General features: G+C 66.4%; 15 protein-coding genes and 1 pseudogene. 15 read left to right on the top strand and 1 reads right to left on the bottom strand.

Going from position 1 to position 16,554, the window contains the following annotated elements:
- The first annotated feature begins 4 nt into the window (after nucleotides 1–4).
- The 15 genes and pseudogenes from AASM09_RS10550 to AASM09_RS10480 all read left to right on the top strand — a co-directional run bounded on the left by AASM09_RS10550 (nucleotide 5) and on the right by AASM09_RS10480 (nucleotide 14,480).
- The gene (locus AASM09_RS10550; RefSeq protein ID WP_049430490.1) at nucleotides 5–595 is read left to right on the top strand and encodes a hypothetical protein; all 591 of its coding nucleotides are present in this window, start codon (nucleotides 5–7) and stop codon (nucleotides 593–595) included.
- A gap of 43 nt (nucleotides 596–638) precedes the next feature.
- Nucleotides 639–1,955: an adhesin gene (locus AASM09_RS10545; protein WP_343369022.1), complete on the top strand. Its 1,317-nt coding sequence runs from the start codon at nucleotides 639–641 to the stop codon at nucleotides 1,953–1,955.
- A gap of 99 nt (nucleotides 1,956–2,054) precedes the next feature.
- Nucleotides 2,055–2,759, top strand: coding sequence for a C39 family peptidase (locus AASM09_RS10540; protein ID WP_049430449.1), 705 nt, complete (start codon nucleotides 2,055–2,057; stop codon nucleotides 2,757–2,759).
- A gap of 13 nt (nucleotides 2,760–2,772) precedes the next feature.
- Nucleotides 2,773–3,522, top strand: coding sequence for a hypothetical protein (locus AASM09_RS10535; RefSeq protein WP_343369020.1), 750 nt, complete (start codon nucleotides 2,773–2,775; stop codon nucleotides 3,520–3,522).
- A 46-nt stretch (nucleotides 3,523–3,568) separates the two neighbouring features.
- A complete protein-coding gene (locus tag AASM09_RS10530) occupies nucleotides 3,569–4,894 on the top strand; it encodes a transporter (protein WP_049430452.1) in 1,326 nt (441 codons plus the stop codon).
- 93 nt (nucleotides 4,895–4,987) lie between these two features.
- Entirely contained in the window at nucleotides 4,988–5,830 is an 843-nt protein-coding gene (locus tag AASM09_RS10525) for an NAD(P)-binding domain-containing protein (protein WP_049430454.1), read from the top strand.
- Between the two features lie 101 nt (nucleotides 5,831–5,931).
- On the top strand, nucleotides 5,932–7,071 hold the full coding sequence (locus AASM09_RS10520) for an SPFH domain-containing protein (RefSeq protein ID WP_049430456.1): 1,140 nt from the start codon (nucleotides 5,932–5,934) through the stop codon (nucleotides 7,069–7,071).
- 21 nt (nucleotides 7,072–7,092) lie between these two features.
- The gene (locus AASM09_RS10515) at nucleotides 7,093–8,445 is read left to right on the top strand and encodes a membrane protein (protein WP_049430458.1); all 1,353 of its coding nucleotides are present in this window, start codon (nucleotides 7,093–7,095) and stop codon (nucleotides 8,443–8,445) included.
- A complete protein-coding gene (locus tag AASM09_RS10510; RefSeq protein WP_014037272.1) occupies nucleotides 8,442–8,699 on the top strand; it encodes a hypothetical protein in 258 nt (85 codons plus the stop codon). The genes AASM09_RS10515 and AASM09_RS10510 overlap by 4 nt, the downstream gene beginning before the upstream one ends.
- A 210-nt stretch (nucleotides 8,700–8,909) precedes the next feature.
- On the top strand, nucleotides 8,910–9,494 hold the full coding sequence (locus AASM09_RS10505; RefSeq protein WP_049430461.1) for an AprI/Inh family metalloprotease inhibitor: 585 nt from the start codon (nucleotides 8,910–8,912) through the stop codon (nucleotides 9,492–9,494).
- 69 nt (nucleotides 9,495–9,563) lie between these two features.
- Nucleotides 9,564–10,523, top strand: coding sequence for a cation diffusion facilitator family transporter (locus AASM09_RS10500; RefSeq protein WP_049430463.1), 960 nt, complete (start codon nucleotides 9,564–9,566; stop codon nucleotides 10,521–10,523).
- Nucleotides 10,524–10,595: 72 nt separating this feature from the next.
- A complete protein-coding gene (locus AASM09_RS10495) occupies nucleotides 10,596–11,231 on the top strand; it encodes a DNA-3-methyladenine glycosylase (RefSeq protein ID WP_049430492.1) in 636 nt (211 codons plus the stop codon).
- A complete protein-coding gene (locus AASM09_RS10490) occupies nucleotides 11,231–11,425 on the top strand; it encodes a hypothetical protein (protein ID WP_049430465.1) in 195 nt (64 codons plus the stop codon). Before AASM09_RS10495 ends, AASM09_RS10490 begins: the two co-directional genes overlap by 1 nt.
- A gap of 120 nt (nucleotides 11,426–11,545) precedes the next feature.
- A pseudogene (locus AASM09_RS10485) lies at nucleotides 11,546–13,255 on the top strand (sensor domain-containing diguanylate cyclase).
- Between the two features lie 118 nt (nucleotides 13,256–13,373).
- Nucleotides 13,374–14,480, top strand: a complete 1,107-nt coding sequence (locus tag AASM09_RS10480; protein ID WP_157804750.1) for a M23 family metallopeptidase — start codon at nucleotides 13,374–13,376, stop codon at nucleotides 14,478–14,480.
- 128 nt (nucleotides 14,481–14,608) lie between these two features.
- Here AASM09_RS10480 and AASM09_RS10475 read toward each other — a convergent pair whose 3' ends face one another.
- A complete protein-coding gene (locus AASM09_RS10475) occupies nucleotides 14,609–16,552 on the bottom strand; it encodes a MacB family efflux pump subunit (protein ID WP_049430467.1) in 1,944 nt (647 codons plus the stop codon).
- Nucleotides 16,553–16,554 lie beyond the last annotated feature (2 nt).

The following is a 16,554-nucleotide window of genomic DNA, read 5'->3' as shown; positions in this document are numbered from 1 at the left end:
GCTGATGCTGGCGATGGCGCCGTCGCTTGCGCACTGCGACGAGTACAGCGGCATGCTTGCCTATCTGGATGTAGCCCGTATCGACGGCCGCGCATTGGCCGATGCCAATGGCGCGATCGCGGTGAACCAGGCCGCCGGTGACCTCAACCAGCAGGCCAACCTGCGCGGCATCGCCACCGGCGAGCGCGCCGATGTGGCGATCAGCGCCCAGCAACTGCTGCCTGGCAACCGGGTGCTGTCGGCGCCATTGCACGCACGCGCCGGTATCGACGGCGATGCACTTGCGGGTGCCAGCGGCATCGCATCCATCAACCAGGCCAGTGGCATCGCCAACACGACGCTCAACGTCGTCAGCGCGACGCTGGCCCGACAGGGCATACGCGAAACCGACGACTTGGCCTTGGCCGCCGAAGGTTCCGCGTTGGCAGGGGGGCGGGACGACGCCGGTCGCGGCGTTGCGACGGGCACCCGTAGCGTTGGTGTGGCCAGCACCGCGCTGCGGGGATTCGACGGGGTCCTGCAACTCAATCAGATAGCGGGCAGCGGCAACGACACGGCCAACGTACTGGGCCTGGTCGTGCAGGACCGCCCGTGACAACCACCCAACCGATGCACCACCTGATGAGAGAGAGGGCACCATGAAAGCGACCGTCAAACAGACCATGCTCGCCATGGCGATTGCCACTGCCTCGACCGCCGCCGCGGCCAATGGCTGGGACAACCAGAACGCCAACGCGAACATCAACCACAACCATACCGTCAGCGAAACCCGCAACGACACGCACAACCACACCGACAACGATGTGCGCAACCGCACCGTCAACGTCAATGTGCAGAAGCACAGCAACATCCAGGCCGACGAACGCAAGGAAAAGAACAACCACGGCGTCGACGTGAACCTGGAGAAGGACCTGCGGTTGAGTACCGACATCAACTTCTCCGGCGACCCGAACATCACCGGTGACATCGACCTCGACTCGGCCGCCATCGCCGTGATCGACAATCGCCAGTCGATCAGCAACAACGCCACCAGCAACAGCCTGGTCACCAACAGCGCCTCCATCGGTGACAGCGTCGGTGCCGGTGCATCGGGCAATCTCGGCTTCAACGTGGTATCGGGCGACAACAACGCGCAGGACAACGCCGCGTCGCTGTCCGCTGCCGATGCATCCTTCAGCTTCGGCATGGCCGACGCCGAGGTGTTCGTCAACCAGGCTGGCTTCGGCAACGCCACCATGAACTCCGGCGTCACCAACGCCGCAGGCCTGGGCGGCAATGCCTTCGGCGGCGCGTCCGGCAATATCGGCGTGAACATCGCTTCGGGCAACAACAACGAGCAGAAGAACGCGCTCGCGGCCTCGGTAGCAACCACGGCGGTGGCGCAGTCGAGCATCAGTTCGAACCAGGTCTCCACCGGCAACACGGTCAGCAACGCCGGCTTCGTGCAGTCCTACACGGATACCGTGCAGGTCGGCATGCGTGGCGGTGTCAGCGGCCTGACCCTGGCCTATGGCGCGGGCACCTACCGCGGCACCGGCAACGCCTACCAGATGGCGAACTACTATCTGGACACCTGGAATGGCGAACTGCCGCACCCGAGTGGCAACAGCACCGGCCACATCGACCTGGACAACCAGATCCAGAACGCCACGATGAACCCCAACCGGCCGGGGGTGGGCGGCCTGGGCTTCGATACGCGTGAGAGTGGCACCAGCCAGTTCGTCGAACTGGGCGTGGCCGACCTGTATGCCAGCCTCAGCGGCACGGTCAGCACCACGCGCTGGGTGAACGTCAACGCCACCAACACTTCGGCATTGTCGGGCAGCGCCTTCTCCGGCGCCTCCGGCAACATCGGCGTGAACGTGGCGTCCAGCACCGGCAACCTGCAGGCCAACAGCCTTGCCTTGGCAGTCGCCCAGCCCAGCACCGGCGGTGGTGGCGGCAGCGGCGAGTAAGCGCAACACCCCGGCCGTCCGCCAATGGCCGGGTTCCCGGGAGCCCCTGTTCCTCCTCCCCCTTGGGACAGGGGCTCCCCCCTGCCGCCGGAGACCGTGATGATCCGTTGCCGTCTTTCGATGCGCCTGCTCTCGTGCCTGTTGCTGCTGGCCACTGCATCTGCGTGGGCGGGCGACGTGCGCTTCAGTGGCGTGCTGCCCAATGGCGCGCTGCTGCAGCAGACGGTGGAGAGCATGCAGGAGCGGCGCTACCGCAACGTGGTACGCCAGCACACCGACTACAGCTGCGGGGCTGCGGCGCTGGCGACCATCCTGCGCCACGCCTACCACCTGGACACCGACGAGGCGACGGTCATCGAAGGGATGATGGGGGTATCCGATCCGGCGCTGGTCGCCGAACGCGGCTTTTCGCTGCTCGACATCAAGCGCTACGTGGAGTCACTGGGCATGCGTGGGCGCGGCTACCGCATCGACGAACAACGCCTGCGCACACTGCGCGTTCCCGGCCTGGTACTGATGGACGTGCGCGGCTTCCGCCATTTCGTGGTGCTCAAGCAGGTCCGTGAGGGCATCGTGGAAGTGGCAGACCCGATCCTCGGCAACCGCAGCCTGGCCCTGCCGGAGTTTCTGGCCGCCTGGCCCTCACGTGCCGTGTTCGTGGTGATCGGCAGTGATTTCGATCGCAACACGGTATTGCTGCAACCCAACGAACGGCCCAGTGCCCGCGCGCTCTTCGCGCGACAGGGGCCGATCACCGATGCCGAGCTGGTCGACTTCGGCTTCAGCCATGCCGACCTGTTCTGAAGGAGGCCTCGCCATGTTCCGCCGCCCCTTGTTGATGGTCCTGCTGCTGGCAAGCCCTGCCCTGCCCCGGCTTGCAGCCGAGGGCGCGCCAGGACGCGGCCTGAAAGAGATTCCGGATCCCGAACTGAACCTGATGCGTGGCCGCTACACCGTGGGTGGAAACACCGTGGCCTGGTTCGGGGTAACCATGGTCTCGCAATGGCAGGCCGGCAACGGCGCCGCGCTGCAGGGCGCGCTGACGCTGGGCATGGACTTCCGCGGCGGCGGCCCCCCGAAGCTGAGCTTCCAGCCCAGCGTGCATGTGACCGCCGCCGACGCCCCGTTACCGGACACGCACGGCCGCAGCATCGACAGCAGCGGCCTGGCCAACGCCAGTGGGCTGGTGCAGAGCGTGCAGGTGGCCGGCGATGGCAACGTCGCACGCAACGCCACCACGCTGGTGGTGCGTGACGGTGCCGTGCCCGTGGCGACATCCGACGGCGCTCATGCGGCCAGCGCACAGCAGGCCGGCATCCGTGCCAGTGCCGTGCTGGACGGCAACCAGGCACGCCTGATGCTGCAGGTGGACGGCCAGGGGCTGGTGCAGCAATGGATACGCAATGGCAGCGTCGGCCAGGGCATCGCCCTGGCCGGTGACGGCCAGGCAGCCAGCAACCAGCTGCGGCTGGAACTGGTGAGGAACACCGCGGGCGGCAACCTGCCGTTGAGCCAGAACGTGGCCCAGGCAATCGCGCTGAACCGCGGCATGGGGCCGGGCCAGTAACACGGCGCGGCATTGGGGGACGCGTTCCACAACGCAGGACACGAACATGCACACCCTACTGAGGATCACCCCGGTGGCGCTGGCGGCGCTGGCGGGCACCGCCCTCGCCGCACCTCCGGCGGCGGCCGACGACAATGCGGATGTACAGGCCTTGGCCAACCAGCTGGAGCAGCTCAAAAGCAACTACGCCCAGGAGGTTCGACGATTGCGCGAACTGGACATGCAGGTGCAGGCCATGCAGGCGCGATTGAGTGGCCGGGTTGGACCAATGGATCCGGCAGTCGCAAATGCTCCGGCAACGGCAGTAGAGCGCGGCACGGCACTACAGGCCGGTGCAGGTGCAGCCGTTCCACCACGCAGCGAAGGCTACGCCAGCACGGCGGCCGAGGCGCAGCAGGCGAAGCAGGAGTCGCGACGCAGCGTGGATGATGTGAAGCAGCAGCAATCGGCCCTGTTTTCCCGCCGCTTCACCGTCGAAAACAGCCTCAGCTACGCCCGCTACGACCGCAAGCAGCTCACCCTCAACGGCTTCCTCGCACTGGACGCGATCTTCCTCGGCAATATCGCCATCGAGAACGTGGAGTCCGATTCCCTCACCTACAACCTGGCTGCGCGCTGGGGCGTCAGCCCGAACCTCACCCTCAACCTGGACGTGCCCTACCTCGCACGGCGCACGGTTTACCAGAAAGGTGGGGCGGGCGGCGCAGCTGCTGCCATTGCACAGGAAGAGACCAATGGCAACGGCCTGGGCGATATCGGCCTGAGCGCCAACTACCGGCTGTTCGGGGAACGTGGCTGGCGGCCCGAGACGGTACTGACGGCAGGCGTGACCGCGCCCACCGGTCGCGCGCCCTACGGCCTGGACTGGAAGGTGATCGAGCGTGATGACGACGACTACATCCGCTTCGCCGTGCCGCGCGAACAGCCCACGGGCAACGGCGTATGGCAGGCCAACCTGGGCCTCTCGATGGTCAAGACCGCTGATCCGGCGATCCTGTTCGCCAACATCGGCTACGTGCACTCCATCCCGCGCGGGTTCAACGATATCGACAGCAATCCGGATACCGTGAACCCGGGTGATGTGAAGCTGGGCGGCTCGGTGTACTTCGGTGCCGGAGTTGCCTTTGCGTTCAATGAACGCACCAGCCTCAGCCTGTCCTTCAGCGACCGCATCAGCGCCCGTGCCTCGACCCGCTTCCAGGGCGGCAAGTGGACGAAGGTGATCGGCAGCGACGCCAACGCGGCGTCACTGAATCTGGGCGTGACCTACGCGCTGAACCAGCACACCACGCTGGTCACCCTGCTGGGCATCGGGCTGACCCCGGATGCGCCGGACTTCACCTTGGCGTTCAAGATTCCGTACATGCTCTAGCGGCCACTGCCCATGGCATGATGGGCGCCCTGCGGCCAGCGGACGTCCATCATGCGCATCGGATTCCTGGGACTTGGAGTGATGGGAACGCCCATGGCGGCCCATCTGGCTCGCGCAGGTTACGAGGTACGCGGCTGGTCGCGCTCAGACCGCAACCATGCTGCCGCGCGCGCCGCCGGCATCGACGTCTGCGAGGCAGTGGACGAAGTATTCGCGGCCTGCGACCACCTCATCCTGATGCTGGCCAACGACGATGCCATCGACAGCGTGCTCGACCGCCATAGCGCGGCGTTCGGCGAGCGGGTCGAGGGCCGCCTGCTGATCAACATGGGCACCAGCTCGGCAGCGTACTCGCAGGCGCTGGCCGAGCAGATCCGTGCCGCGGGCGGCCGCTACGTCGAGGCGCCGGTGTCCGGCTCACGCGTACAGGCCGAAGCGGCGCAGCTGGTGATCCTGCTGGCCGGTGCGGATGCCGACCTCGCGGCAGCCGCCCCACTGGTTGCACCGATGGGCAGGCAAACGGTGTGCTGTGGTGCAGTGCCGTCCGCGCTGCGCATGAAGCTGGCGGTGAACCTGTACCTGATCACCCTGGTCACCGGCCTGGCCGAAGCGGTGCACTTCGCCGAAGCCCACGGCATCGAGCTGGACCGCTTCGCGCAGGTGCTCAACGCAGGGCCGATGGCCAGCGAAGTATCACGCATCAAGCTGGACAAGATGGTCCGTGGCGACTTCAGCGTGCAGGCGTCGATCACCGACGTGCGCAAGAACAGTGGGCTGGTAGCCGCTGCCGCCCATGAGGTCGGCATGCATGCGCCCTTGATCGACGCCAGCGACGCGCTGTTCGCACAGGCACTGGCGTCCGGGTCGGGGGCGCTGGACATGGCGGCCGTGCTGCAGGCTGTACGGGCCGGGCCAACCGGCACGGGCCGGCGCTGATCCGGATTCATGTTCCGGCACCACTGCCGCCCCCCACCGCTGCTATATTCAGTCCAGCTCGGCAGGCACGGTGCCTGCCCTCGAATCACAGGGAGTTGGACATGGGTCTGGTACAGGCGGTGAAGGGTGCGGTTGGCGGTGTTCTGGCCGACCAGTGGAAGGACTTCTACACCGTGCCGGCGGGCCTGCCGTCCACGGCGGCCCTGTTCGCGGCGGTGCCGCAGGGCACCAATGCCGGACGCGGCTCCAACACCAGCGGCTCGTCCAACATCATCACCAACGGCTCGAAGATCATCGTGCCCGAAGGCTACGGCCTGCTGCTGTTCCAGGACGGCGCGATCACTGCGTTCGTCGCCGAACCGGGTGGCTATGAGTGGCGCTCGGACGATCTGAACTCGCAGTCGATCTTCGCCGGCGACGGCCTGGTCAGCACCTTCATCAAGCAGAGCTGGGAACGCTTCAAGTTCGGCGGCCAGCCCGGCTCGCAGCAGGCCGCCTACTTCGTCTCGCTGAAGGAGCTGCCCGACAACCGCTTCGGCACCCAGTCGGAAATCTACTGGGACGACGGCTTCCTCAACACCCAGGTCGGCGCGGTCACCCGTGGCTCGTACACGCTGAAGATTGTCGACCCGATCCTGTTCGTGAAGAACTTCGTGCCGGCCAGCTACCTGCGGCCCGGCCAGGTGTTCGACTTCACTGATCTGGACAATGCCGCCGCCAACCAACTGTTCAATGAAGTGGTCGGTTCGCTGGCCCCGGCCTTCAGCCTGTACACCAACGACCCGGGCAAGGGCAACCGCATCACCAAGCTGCAGCAGGACTCGCTGGGCTTCGCGCAGAGCCTGTCGGCCGCGGTTGAACAGGGCTACCAGTGGAAGTCGGACCGCGGCCTGGCCATCGTCAAGACCGCCATCGTCTCGATCGAATACGACGCCAACACCCGCGAACTGCTGAAGACCGTGCAGCGCGCCGATGCGCTGTCCGGTGCGCGTGGCAACTCCAACCTGCAGGCCAGTGTTGCCCAGGGCATCCAGTCGGCAGGCGAGAATGGCGGCGCGGCAGGCCTGGTCGGAGTCGGCATGGCATCTGGCATGTTCGGTGTCGGCGGCATGCAGCAGCCGGTGGCCCCGGCTGCGGACGACCCGGTCGCCAAGCTGAAGAAGGCGAAGGAAATGCTGGACCTGGGCCTGATCACCCAGAGTGACTACGACGCGCTCAAGGCCAAGGCACTGGGCCTGTAACCGGCAGGACGCATACACCACATGTCCGATCCCCGAAACGGCCCACCGCCGCTGCCCGGATCCGTGCCCGCGACGCCGCCGCCCCTGCCGGCGGCGTCGTTGGATCGGCCGGGTTCGCCGCAGGACGTCCCTCCCCTGCCCGGCAGCTTCCCGCTGGACACTTCGACGCTGCCGCAGGCGATCCGCGATGAAGTGGAAGCGCCTGATCCGGTTGCCATCGACACCTCGGCCAGCGAGCTGAAGGATGGCCTCAACCGCTGCCCGAAGTGCGGCGCCACCGACATCCGACCCAAGGCCGGCACCGATATCCTGGTCTGCCTGTACTGCCGTCACGAATGGCATGGCGCGCGGGTCGAGGAGGAATTCGGGCTGGGCGAGGCCATCGACCAGCTGCGCGGCACCGTCATCGCCTCCGGCGCACGCGACATCGATGCCAACACCTCGGCGTTGATGACGTTCAAGTGCACCGGCTGCGGCGCCGAAGTCATGGTCAATACCGAAAGCACGATGACAACGCGCTGCCACTGGTGCCGCCACGTCTTCGGCGTCAACGAGCAGATCGCCAACGGCGCGGTGCCAGATGCCGTGCTGCCCTTCCATATCAAGAAGGACGATGCGGTCGCACGCATCCGCCAGTTCGTCGACAAGCGCCGGATGTTTGCGCTGAAGGCGTTCAAGGACCAGTTCACCCCGGAAAACGTGGTGGGCGTATTCCTGCCCTACATGATCGTCGACAGCAATGTCAGCGCGGCCGTGGCCGGCAAGGGCGAGATCAAGACGCGCGAATACACGGTGGGCAGCGAGAAGAACAAGCGCACCCTGTACGACGCCGATGTCTACCAGGTCGAGCGCCAGGTGGATTTCACCGTCGATGACCTGCCACTGGAATCCTCGGCCGAGCGCGGCAATCTGGATACTCGCGCCAACACCAACAACATCATCAACACCATCCTGCCGTTCGACACCAAGAACGCGGTGAAGTGGAACGCCTCGTACCTGGCCGGCTTCACTTCGGAGAAGCGCAACCTGGATGTGGAAAGACTGCGGCCGCGGCTGGAAGACCAGCTGCTGTCGATTGCCCGCGCACAGGTGGAAGGTTCGGTGAAGCGCTACAACCGTGGCGTGCGCTGGGAACAGGAACAGCTGGAGGTGCATGGTACCCGCTGGGTATCGATGTACCTGCCGGTGTGGCTGTATTCCTACCATCAGCCGGGAAAGAACGGCGGCATGCTGCATTACATCGCAGTGAATGGCCGCACCGGCGAGACCATGGGCAGCGTACCCGTGCAGCAATGGAAGATGCTGCTGGCGGCACTGGCCACCGGCACCGTCATTGAAGCCCTCGCAATAGCATTCCTGGTGGCATCGACATGAGCGACGACAGTGGCCTCTGGCTGTTGGCGGCAGGTCCGGCCGGCGCAACCGCGCTGTACTGGGCGTTGTACCGCTATTACCGCAACACCGACAAATCCCACTCCTTCGAGCATGAAACCGAGATCGAGGCGAAGCCCGTCACCGGCTCGGACCAGCAGGTGGGCAGGGTCACCGGTACCGAGGAGAAGCGCATCCGCGGTGACAATGTGTATGAGTACCGGAAACGGGTGGTGCGGGTAAAGCCCGACCCGTAGCGCCAGGCCCTGCCTGGCTGCGGGTAGTGCCGGCCGCTGGCCGGCATTCCTTCGGTCTCTGGGCGCCAAAGAGGAGCCGGCCGGCGGCCGGCACTACCCTTCAGCAGACAGCACCCAGCCTTCGCTGGGCTGCCCCAGGGCACACCCTCACACCGTCTCCCGCCCCACCGGTTCGATACTCGCGCGGTCCACCCTTCCGAGGATGCTGCAATGGCTGCCGTGCTCGCCCGTACCTGCCTGTCCGCGTTGTGCTGCCTGGCCCTGCCCGCCCTCGCCCAGGACGCCTCGTTCGGCTTCGGCGGACAGACCACCCACACCGACCAGACCACGCAATCCAGCAGCACCCAGACCCAGGGCAGTGGCGCGGTGACCACCCAGACCACCACCAGCGGCATCTCGCAGTCCGAGTCACGCAGCGGAAGCAAAGAGATCGTCGTGGGCTTCGGTTCCCACGACGACAACGACGACTGGCGCCAAGACCGCCACCGTGGCGGCCGCGATTTGCGCGACAGCGACCTGTTCGGCAGCTGGACACTGGGCCAGGAGAACGGCAGCACCTGCACCATCGAGCTGAAGAACATCGAGTGGTTCGGCGGCTACAATGCCTATGTGCCTGCCGGCTGCCCGGATGGCTTCTTCTCGGCCAACCGCTGGGTGCTGTCGGGCAACCAGCTGCAGCTGACCGACACCAGCAACACGGTGTTCGGGCGGTTCCGCGCGTCGGGAGGCGGGCGTTGGACGGGGTACCGTGAATCGGATGGGGCGCGTTTGTATCTCAATCCCAAGGGACGCTGATCGCACCGTGCACGCAGTGGGCACGCGCTGAACGGGAAGATCAGGCGTCCGCCTCACCCCGCTGCCGAAATGTCCGCTCCCACCGGTTCCCGCCTGGTCATCTATGCCGCACTCGCCGGCAACCTCGCCATTGCCATCGCCAAGTTCATCGCTGCCGGCATCTCCGGCAGCTCGGCCATGCTCAGCGAAGGCGTGCATTCGCTGGTCGACACCCTTAATGAACTGCTGTTGCTGTATGGACTGCGCCGTGCCCGCAAGGCGCCGGACCCGGTCCATCCATTCGGCTATGGCCGCGAGCTGTACTTCTGGAGCTTCATCGTCGCCCTGCTGGTGTTCGCCGCTGGCGCCGGCGTCTCGGCGTACGAGGGCATCCAGCACATCCGCCGGCCGGAGCCGGCCACCAATCATGCGTTGAGCTACAGCGTGCTGGGCATTTCCATCCTGTTCGAGGGGGCCTCCTGGTGGGTGGCGCTGCGGGAGTTCCGGCGTACCAAAGGCAAACTTGGCTACTTCGAAGCCTTCCGCCGCAGCAAGGACCCTTCCACCTTCACCGTACTGCTGGAAGACAGCGCTGCGTTGCTCGGGCTGGGCTTCGCGTTGATCGGCCTGGTGGCCGCGCAGGTGCTGGATATGCCGGTGCTTGATGGTGTGGCGTCGCTGTGCATCGCCGGCGTGCTGGCCGCAACCGCCTTCCTCCTGGCCCGTGAAACCAAGGGCCTGCTGGTTGGAGAGCCTGCCCACCCCGCGGTGGCCGAGCGGATCATGGCGGTGGCCGAAACCGATCCGGACCTGCGCCGCGCCAATGGCGTGACCACCATGCAGATGGGCCCGGAACAGGTGGTGGCCATGCTCAGCGCCGAGTTCGAGGACGATCGGCAGACCCCACAGATTGAAGCCTGCATCACCCGCATCGAAACGGCGGTAAAGCGCGAGTATCCGGAACTGGTGGCACTGTTCATCAAACCGCAGACGCCCGAGGTCTATGCCGCCCGGCGCGCCACGCTGGCGGCGCCGCCCGCGCCGGAATGACGCTGCGCCTGCGCCCGTTTCACCAGTCCAATGCCACAGTCCCACCAACATTTGCCCGAGCCTGCCTCTACCGTGCCGGATTGGTTGCCCGCCTCTCTTCAGATCCTCCCGCGCAGCTTCTACCGGCGCCCGCCCGTCGAGGTTGCGCCCGAGCTGCTCAACAAACTTCTGGTCCGTAACGATGGCCGAGCCGGTCGCATCGTTGAAGTCGAGGCCTACGCGGGCAGCGTCGATCCGGCGGCGCACTCCTATCGGGGGCAGACGCCGCGCACGGCCAGCATGTTCGGTGAGGCCGGCCACCTGTATGTCTACTTCACTTACGGCATGCACTGGGGCAGCAACGTGGTCTGCGGAGAGGTCGGTGACGGCGTGGCGGTGCTGCTGCGGGCCGTCGAGCCGCTGGCAGGCCTTGAGCGCATGCACGAGCTGCGCCCCACCGCGCGCCGGGACCACGATCTGGCCAGCGGCCCCGGCAAGCTCTCGCAGGCATTCGGGCTGGACCGCAGTTTCGACGGCGCCGACCTGGTGACCGGCAGCCATGGCATCATGATCGCAAGCGATGGGACCCCGCCTCCGTCCGACCCGGTAGTGGGTCCACGCATCGGCATTACCCGCGCTGTCGATTTCCCTTGGCGCTGGCACATACGTGACAATCGTCACGTATCGATCCAGCCACGTCGTACTCCCGCCCCTGCGAGGAAACGATGATGACCCCGCTCGACAAACCACTGCGTCGCGAACTGGACATCGATGGCCGGCCCTATACCCTCACCGTGGACCCCGAAGGCCTCAAGCTGGTCGGAAAGGGGCGACGCAAGGGCATCACGCTACGCTGGCAGGACTTGCTATCCGGCGATGCCGCACTGGCCACCGCCCTGCAGGCATCGCTCCAACAACACTGAGCGGGCGCGGCCACCTCACATCGGCATCACTCCGCCATGGCGATACATATCGCCGTGCGCACAAGCGTAGCGCCAGCCAGCCGCCGCAACCGCCCTCGCTACCCAGCCCTGAAAAGCGCCATGGACGAAGCCGAACGTCTGCTCGAAATCGAACGACTGCACCTGCTGGATACGCCCCCTGAGCCAGTGTTCGATGCCATCGTCGCCGCCGCCCGCGCCGCGACCGGCATGACCATGGGACTGATCACCGTGGTGGCCGAAGACCGGCAGTGGTTCAAGGCCAATATCGGGCTGGAGGGCGTCACCGAAACGGCCCGCGAGATCTCCTTCTGCACGCATGCGATCCGTCACGACGAGCTGTTCGAAATACCCGACGCGCGCCAGGACCCTCGCTTCTCGACCAATCCCCTGGTGACCGCCGGGCCGCGCATCCGGCACTACGCCGGCATCCCGCTGGGCTCGGCCCATGGTGCACGCATTGGCACGCTGTGCCTGCTCGACCCGATGCCCGGCGTGCTGTCTCCCTCCCAGCGCGAACTGATGGTGCATCTGGCGCGGGTCACCACCCAGGTCCTGGAGCAGCGCAGCACGCTGATGGCCCAGGTTGGACAGGCCAAGGCCCTGCATCGAGAGCTGAAGCGCAGCGAGGACTTCCTGGAACGCACCAACCGCGCAGCACGGGTGGGTGGCTGGGAGATGGACCTGGTCACCAACGAAGTGCGCTGGACCCGTGAGACCAAGCAGCTGCACGGCGTGCGCAGCAACTTTGAACCGACGCTCGACACCGCGCTGTCGTTCTATCGCGAAGACAGCCGCAACATCATCCGCGCGGCAGTGCAGCGTTGCATCGACGAAGGCACGTCCTGGGAGGTGCAGCTGCCAATGACCACCGCCGACGGGCGCGCGATCTGGACCCGGGTGGTCGGTGGGCGGCAGCAGGTAGATGGACGCCCGCGGCTGGTTGGGGCCATCCAGGACATCACCGAAGAGCGCGCGGCACTGGATGCCCTGGAAGCCAGCGAAACACGCTACCGGCGCCTGTTCCACTACAGCCTTGGCCTGATCTGCACCCACACGCTGGACGGCGTGCTGACATCGGTCAATCCGGCCGCCGTGCAGTGACTGGGCTTCCATGAGAGCCAGATGATCGGGCGCAGCCTGTGTGACCTGATGCCGCCGGACAAGCGCGCCGCTTTCAAGGCCTATCTCGAGCGCATTGCGGTGAATCACACCGATGCTGGCGTCATCGAGCTGATCGCTGCGGACGGCACCCGGCATTTCTGGGCCTATCACAATGTGCTCGACAACGAGGCCAGTCCGCCGTACGTGCTGGGCCATGCGCAGGACGTGACGGCGCTGCGGATGCAGGAACAGCAATTGCGCGAGATGTCCTTCAAGGACCCGCTCACCCAGAGCTACAACCGACGCTTCCTGCCTCGGCTGGACGCATTGGCGGACCAGCCATGGGCCTGCCTGATGTTCGATCTGGATCATTTCAAGCGGATCAACGACACCCAAGGCCATGCGCGGGGTGACACGGTGCTGGTCGAGTTCGTCGCTTTCCTGCGTGGCCCGCTGGGTGCGGCGGAGCACGTGGTGCGCATGGGCGGCGACGAATTCATGGTGGTGCTGACCGCGCCGGAACCCGGACGGCTGGCCGCGCTGGAACTGTGGTATGTGCAGAAGGCCGGACAGTCACCGACGCCGTTCTCGCTCGGTTCGACCCACCACACCCCGGGCGAATCGGTGGCCGATACCCTGCAGCGTGCCGACAGTCGCCTGTATCGGGAACGCGCGCGGGTGCGCCAGCATCCCCGGCCGGCGCCCTGATACCTCGAGCCCCCGGCGTGGCGCTATGCTCGGCAGCGGCCACCGTCGGCCTGGGGGAACACGTATGATCCGCAGTGTCTGCCTGGCTCTGCTGCTGTTGCTCCTTCCTTTTCCTGCGATGCCAGCACCAGCCCCTGCACCGGTTGAAGCACGGGTACCCTTCGCGCCGACGCCCTTCGTCGGCAGCGACGGCCTGCGCCATCTGGCCTACGAGCTGCACATCACCAACTACTACGGCGATACCGGTGCGCTGCTGCCGCAATCGCTGCAGGTGTTCGGCGACGATTCCAGCATTCCGCTGCTGAGCCTGGATGGCCCTGCCCTGCGCCACTGGGTACGGCCATCGCCTTCAGAGGATGGGGCGATATCCATTGCACCGGGCAAGCGCCTGGTGGTGTTCCTGTGGCTGTCACTGCCCGCCGCCGATCGCGTGCCGCATACCCTCCGGCACCGCATGCTGCTGGGCACCGAGCACCACGGCAGCGTGGCGCTGGACGGCGCCCTTGTTGCGGTCAGCGCGGCGAAGGTGATGGCGCTCGGCCCGCCCCTACGGGGTGGCCGATGGCTTGCCCATGAAGGGCCCGGCGCGGCGCAGTCACACCATTGGGGCAGCCTGGTGGCAGTGAATGGTGACCTGACCATTCCGCAGCGCTTCGCGCTCGATCTGGTCGGCGTCGACGAACAGGGGCGCGCCGTGCGCCCAACGGCCAGCGATCTGGAGCACACCCGCCATTCGGATTGGGTGGGCTACGCAGCACCCGTGCTGGCCGTGGCCGACGGCATCGTGCGCGCGACACGTGACGGGCAACCCGAACATGCGCCCCTGACCGCGCAACCGGAACCCGCCTCGCTCACGGCGGATGGCTTGTTTGGCAACTACGTTGTCCTGGAAGTTTCACCGGGCATCTTTGCCAGCTACGCCCACCTGCGCACCGGCAGCATCAAGGTGGAACCCGGGCAGCGCGTCCAGCGCGGACAGGCGCTGGCCCAGCTTGGGCAGTCGGGCAACTCCGCCGCCCCGCATCTGCACTTCCAGCTCTCCAACAAGGCAACGTTCGAAGGCTCCGAGGGCATCCCCTATGTCTTCCAGGCTTTCAACGATTTCGGCCCTGAAAGCGAAGCGCAGCTGTTCGGCCAAGGGGAGGCCTGGACACCCGGCGCGACCGCGCAGCATGGGAGTCAGCTGCCGCTGAACGACATCGTCATTGAGTTCCCGCCGCGCTGACACACCCACCCCGCCGCCAGCGCCGCTCCTGTAGAGCCGAGACCACGCTCGGCTTGCTGCGCGCGGAAGAGGCCGAAGAGCAGCCGAGCGCGGGCTCGGCTCTACAGGTTCCAGCAGCGGGTGCGGCCCTATTCGGCCGCCAGCGCCTGGATGGGGTCCAGTTGCGCTGCACTGCGTGCCGGGAAGTAGCCAAAGCCCAGCCCGATTGCCGAGGAACACGCCAGCGCAGCCAGCACTGGCCCGGCGGTGAACAGGAACGGCACACCCAGCGACAGCAGGCTGGACAGCGCCCCCACGCCGAATGCAAGCAGCACCCCCAGCACGCCGCCGAACAGGCAGATCAGCACCGCCTCGATCAGGAACTGGCGCAGGATGTCACCCTGCCGCGCGCCCACGGCCAGGCGCACGCCAATCTCGCGCACGCGTTCTTTCACCGACACCAGCATGATGTTCATCACCCCCACCCCACCCACCACCAGCGCCACCGCAGCAATGGCGGAGACCAGCGCCGCCAGGGTCTGGCTGGACTTCATCACTGCCCTGCGGATCTGGTCGGCGTTGTAGATGAAGAAATCGCGGCGACCATGCAGGCGCTCCAGTTCGGCACCCAGCGAGGCCTCTGCGGCGCTGGTAGGTACATTGTCGCGCACGCGTACGGTGATGCTCTCCAGGCGCTGGCTGCCCAGCAGTCGCGACGCCGCCGAGGTGTAGGGCACGTAGACCGTGGGGGTTGCGCCGCCAGCGAATGCATTGGCCCCCACCACGCCGATCACCTCCACCGGCATGCCACCCAGCAGCACCGTGCTGCCGATCGGGTTGCCCGTGAACAGCGCCTTGGCGGCCTTCTGGTCGACCACACCCAGCGCACGATGCTCACTCACTTCAGCGCCGGTGAAGAAGCGCCCCGCCTTCAGTCGCAGTCCACGCACGCGCAGCATGTCGGCCCCCACGCCCAGCACCTGGGTGTTGGCACGACGGCTGCCCTGCAGGGCAGCCACTGATCCGGTCAGGTTCGGGCTGACGCTGTCCACGTAGCTCAACGCCCCAAGATGATCCGCGTCGCCGACCACCAGTGTCTCGATCTCTGCCGAGCGGGGGTCGCCGAAATCGGCACCGGGGAAGATCTCCAGCGTACTGGCACCGAGTTCGTTTATCTGTGATTCCACCTGCGCCTGGGCGCCCTTGCCCAGCGCCACCACCGTCACCACGGCCGCCACACCGATGATGATGCCGAGCATGGTCAGCAGAGTGCGCAGGCGATGGGCCAGCATCGACCGCACGGCCATCCGCGTGGCCTCGCGTATGGCGTCCATGCGTGCGCGGCGCTCGGTAACTGATGGAACACCGCGATCGGGCGCGGTCACTACAGATGCAGAAGCCGGGCCACGCTCACCGCGGTCGGCCACCACCCGGCCGTCTGCGATCTCGATCAATCGCTTGGCGTTGGCCGCGATCGCCGCGTCGTGCGTGACCAGGATCACCGTGTGGCCTTGTGCATGCAGGCGCTTCAGTTCGGCCATCACCTGCTGGCCACTGGCATGGTCCAGCGCCCCTGTCGGCTCATCGGCCAACACGATGGCGCCGCCGTTCATCAGCGAACGGGCAATGGACACGCGCTGCTGCTGGCCACCGGACAGCTGGCTCGGCCGGTTCGCGGTGCGCTCACCCAGGCCGAGCGTTTCCAGCAGCCTGCGCGCGCGGGCCGTGCGTGCTTCCGCCTCCATGCCGGCATAGACCGCCGGCAGCGCTACATTCTCGGTAGCGCTCAGGTTCTCCATCAGGTTGTAGCGCTGGAAGATGAAACCAAAATGCTCGCGGCGCAGCCGTGCAAGCGTATCCGGAGCCATCTGCTCGGTGGCCTCGCCGTTCACCCGATAGCTGCCCTCGGTCGGCCTGTCCAGGCAGCCGAGGATGTTCATCAGCGTTGACTTGCCCGAACCCGACGGGCCGATGATGGCGATGAATTCACCGGCGTCGATGCGCAGGGAAACGTCCTTGAGCACCACAATCTCGCCAGCACCCGAGCGATAGCTGCGCGATACGCCATGCAGTTCCAGCAGTGCGTCGGTCATGT

The organism is Stenotrophomonas maltophilia (genome assembly GCF_039555535.1).
Lineage (GTDB): Bacteria > Pseudomonadota > Gammaproteobacteria > Xanthomonadales > Xanthomonadaceae > Stenotrophomonas > Stenotrophomonas maltophilia_Q.
The sequence above is the reverse complement of the archived record's forward strand: the minus strand, read 5'-3'. Positions and strand labels throughout refer to the sequence as shown.

Bases quoted from the DNA above. Each gene is read 5' to 3' on its own strand.
- AASM09_RS10550 (WP_049430490.1), top strand. From the start codon at position 5: ATGCTGGCGATGGCGCCGTCGCTTGCGCACTGCGACGAGTACAGCGGC.
- AASM09_RS10545 (WP_343369022.1), top strand. From the start codon at position 639: ATGAAAGCGACCGTCAAACAGACCATGCTCGCCATGGCGATTGCCACT.
- AASM09_RS10540 (WP_049430449.1), top strand. From the start codon at position 2,055: ATGATCCGTTGCCGTCTTTCGATGCGCCTGCTCTCGTGCCTGTTGCTG.
- AASM09_RS10535 (WP_343369020.1), top strand. From the start codon at position 2,773: ATGTTCCGCCGCCCCTTGTTGATGGTCCTGCTGCTGGCAAGCCCTGCC.
- AASM09_RS10530 (WP_049430452.1), top strand. From the start codon at position 3,569: ATGCACACCCTACTGAGGATCACCCCGGTGGCGCTGGCGGCGCTGGCG.
- AASM09_RS10525 (WP_049430454.1), top strand. From the start codon at position 4,988: ATGGCGGCCCATCTGGCTCGCGCAGGTTACGAGGTACGCGGCTGGTCG.
- AASM09_RS10520 (WP_049430456.1), top strand. From the start codon at position 5,932: ATGGGTCTGGTACAGGCGGTGAAGGGTGCGGTTGGCGGTGTTCTGGCC.
- AASM09_RS10515 (WP_049430458.1), top strand. From the start codon at position 7,093: ATGTCCGATCCCCGAAACGGCCCACCGCCGCTGCCCGGATCCGTGCCC.
- AASM09_RS10510 (WP_014037272.1), top strand. From the start codon at position 8,442: ATGAGCGACGACAGTGGCCTCTGGCTGTTGGCGGCAGGTCCGGCCGGC.
- AASM09_RS10505 (WP_049430461.1), top strand. From the start codon at position 8,910: ATGGCTGCCGTGCTCGCCCGTACCTGCCTGTCCGCGTTGTGCTGCCTG.
- AASM09_RS10500 (WP_049430463.1), top strand. From the start codon at position 9,564: ATGTCCGCTCCCACCGGTTCCCGCCTGGTCATCTATGCCGCACTCGCC.
- AASM09_RS10490 (WP_049430465.1), top strand. From the start codon at position 11,231: ATGACCCCGCTCGACAAACCACTGCGTCGCGAACTGGACATCGATGGC.
- AASM09_RS10480 (WP_157804750.1), top strand. From the start codon at position 13,374: ATGCCAGCACCAGCCCCTGCACCGGTTGAAGCACGGGTACCCTTCGCG.
- AASM09_RS10475 (WP_049430467.1), bottom strand. From the start codon at position 16,552: ATGACCGACGCACTGCTGGAACTGCATGGCGTATCGCGCAGCTATCGC.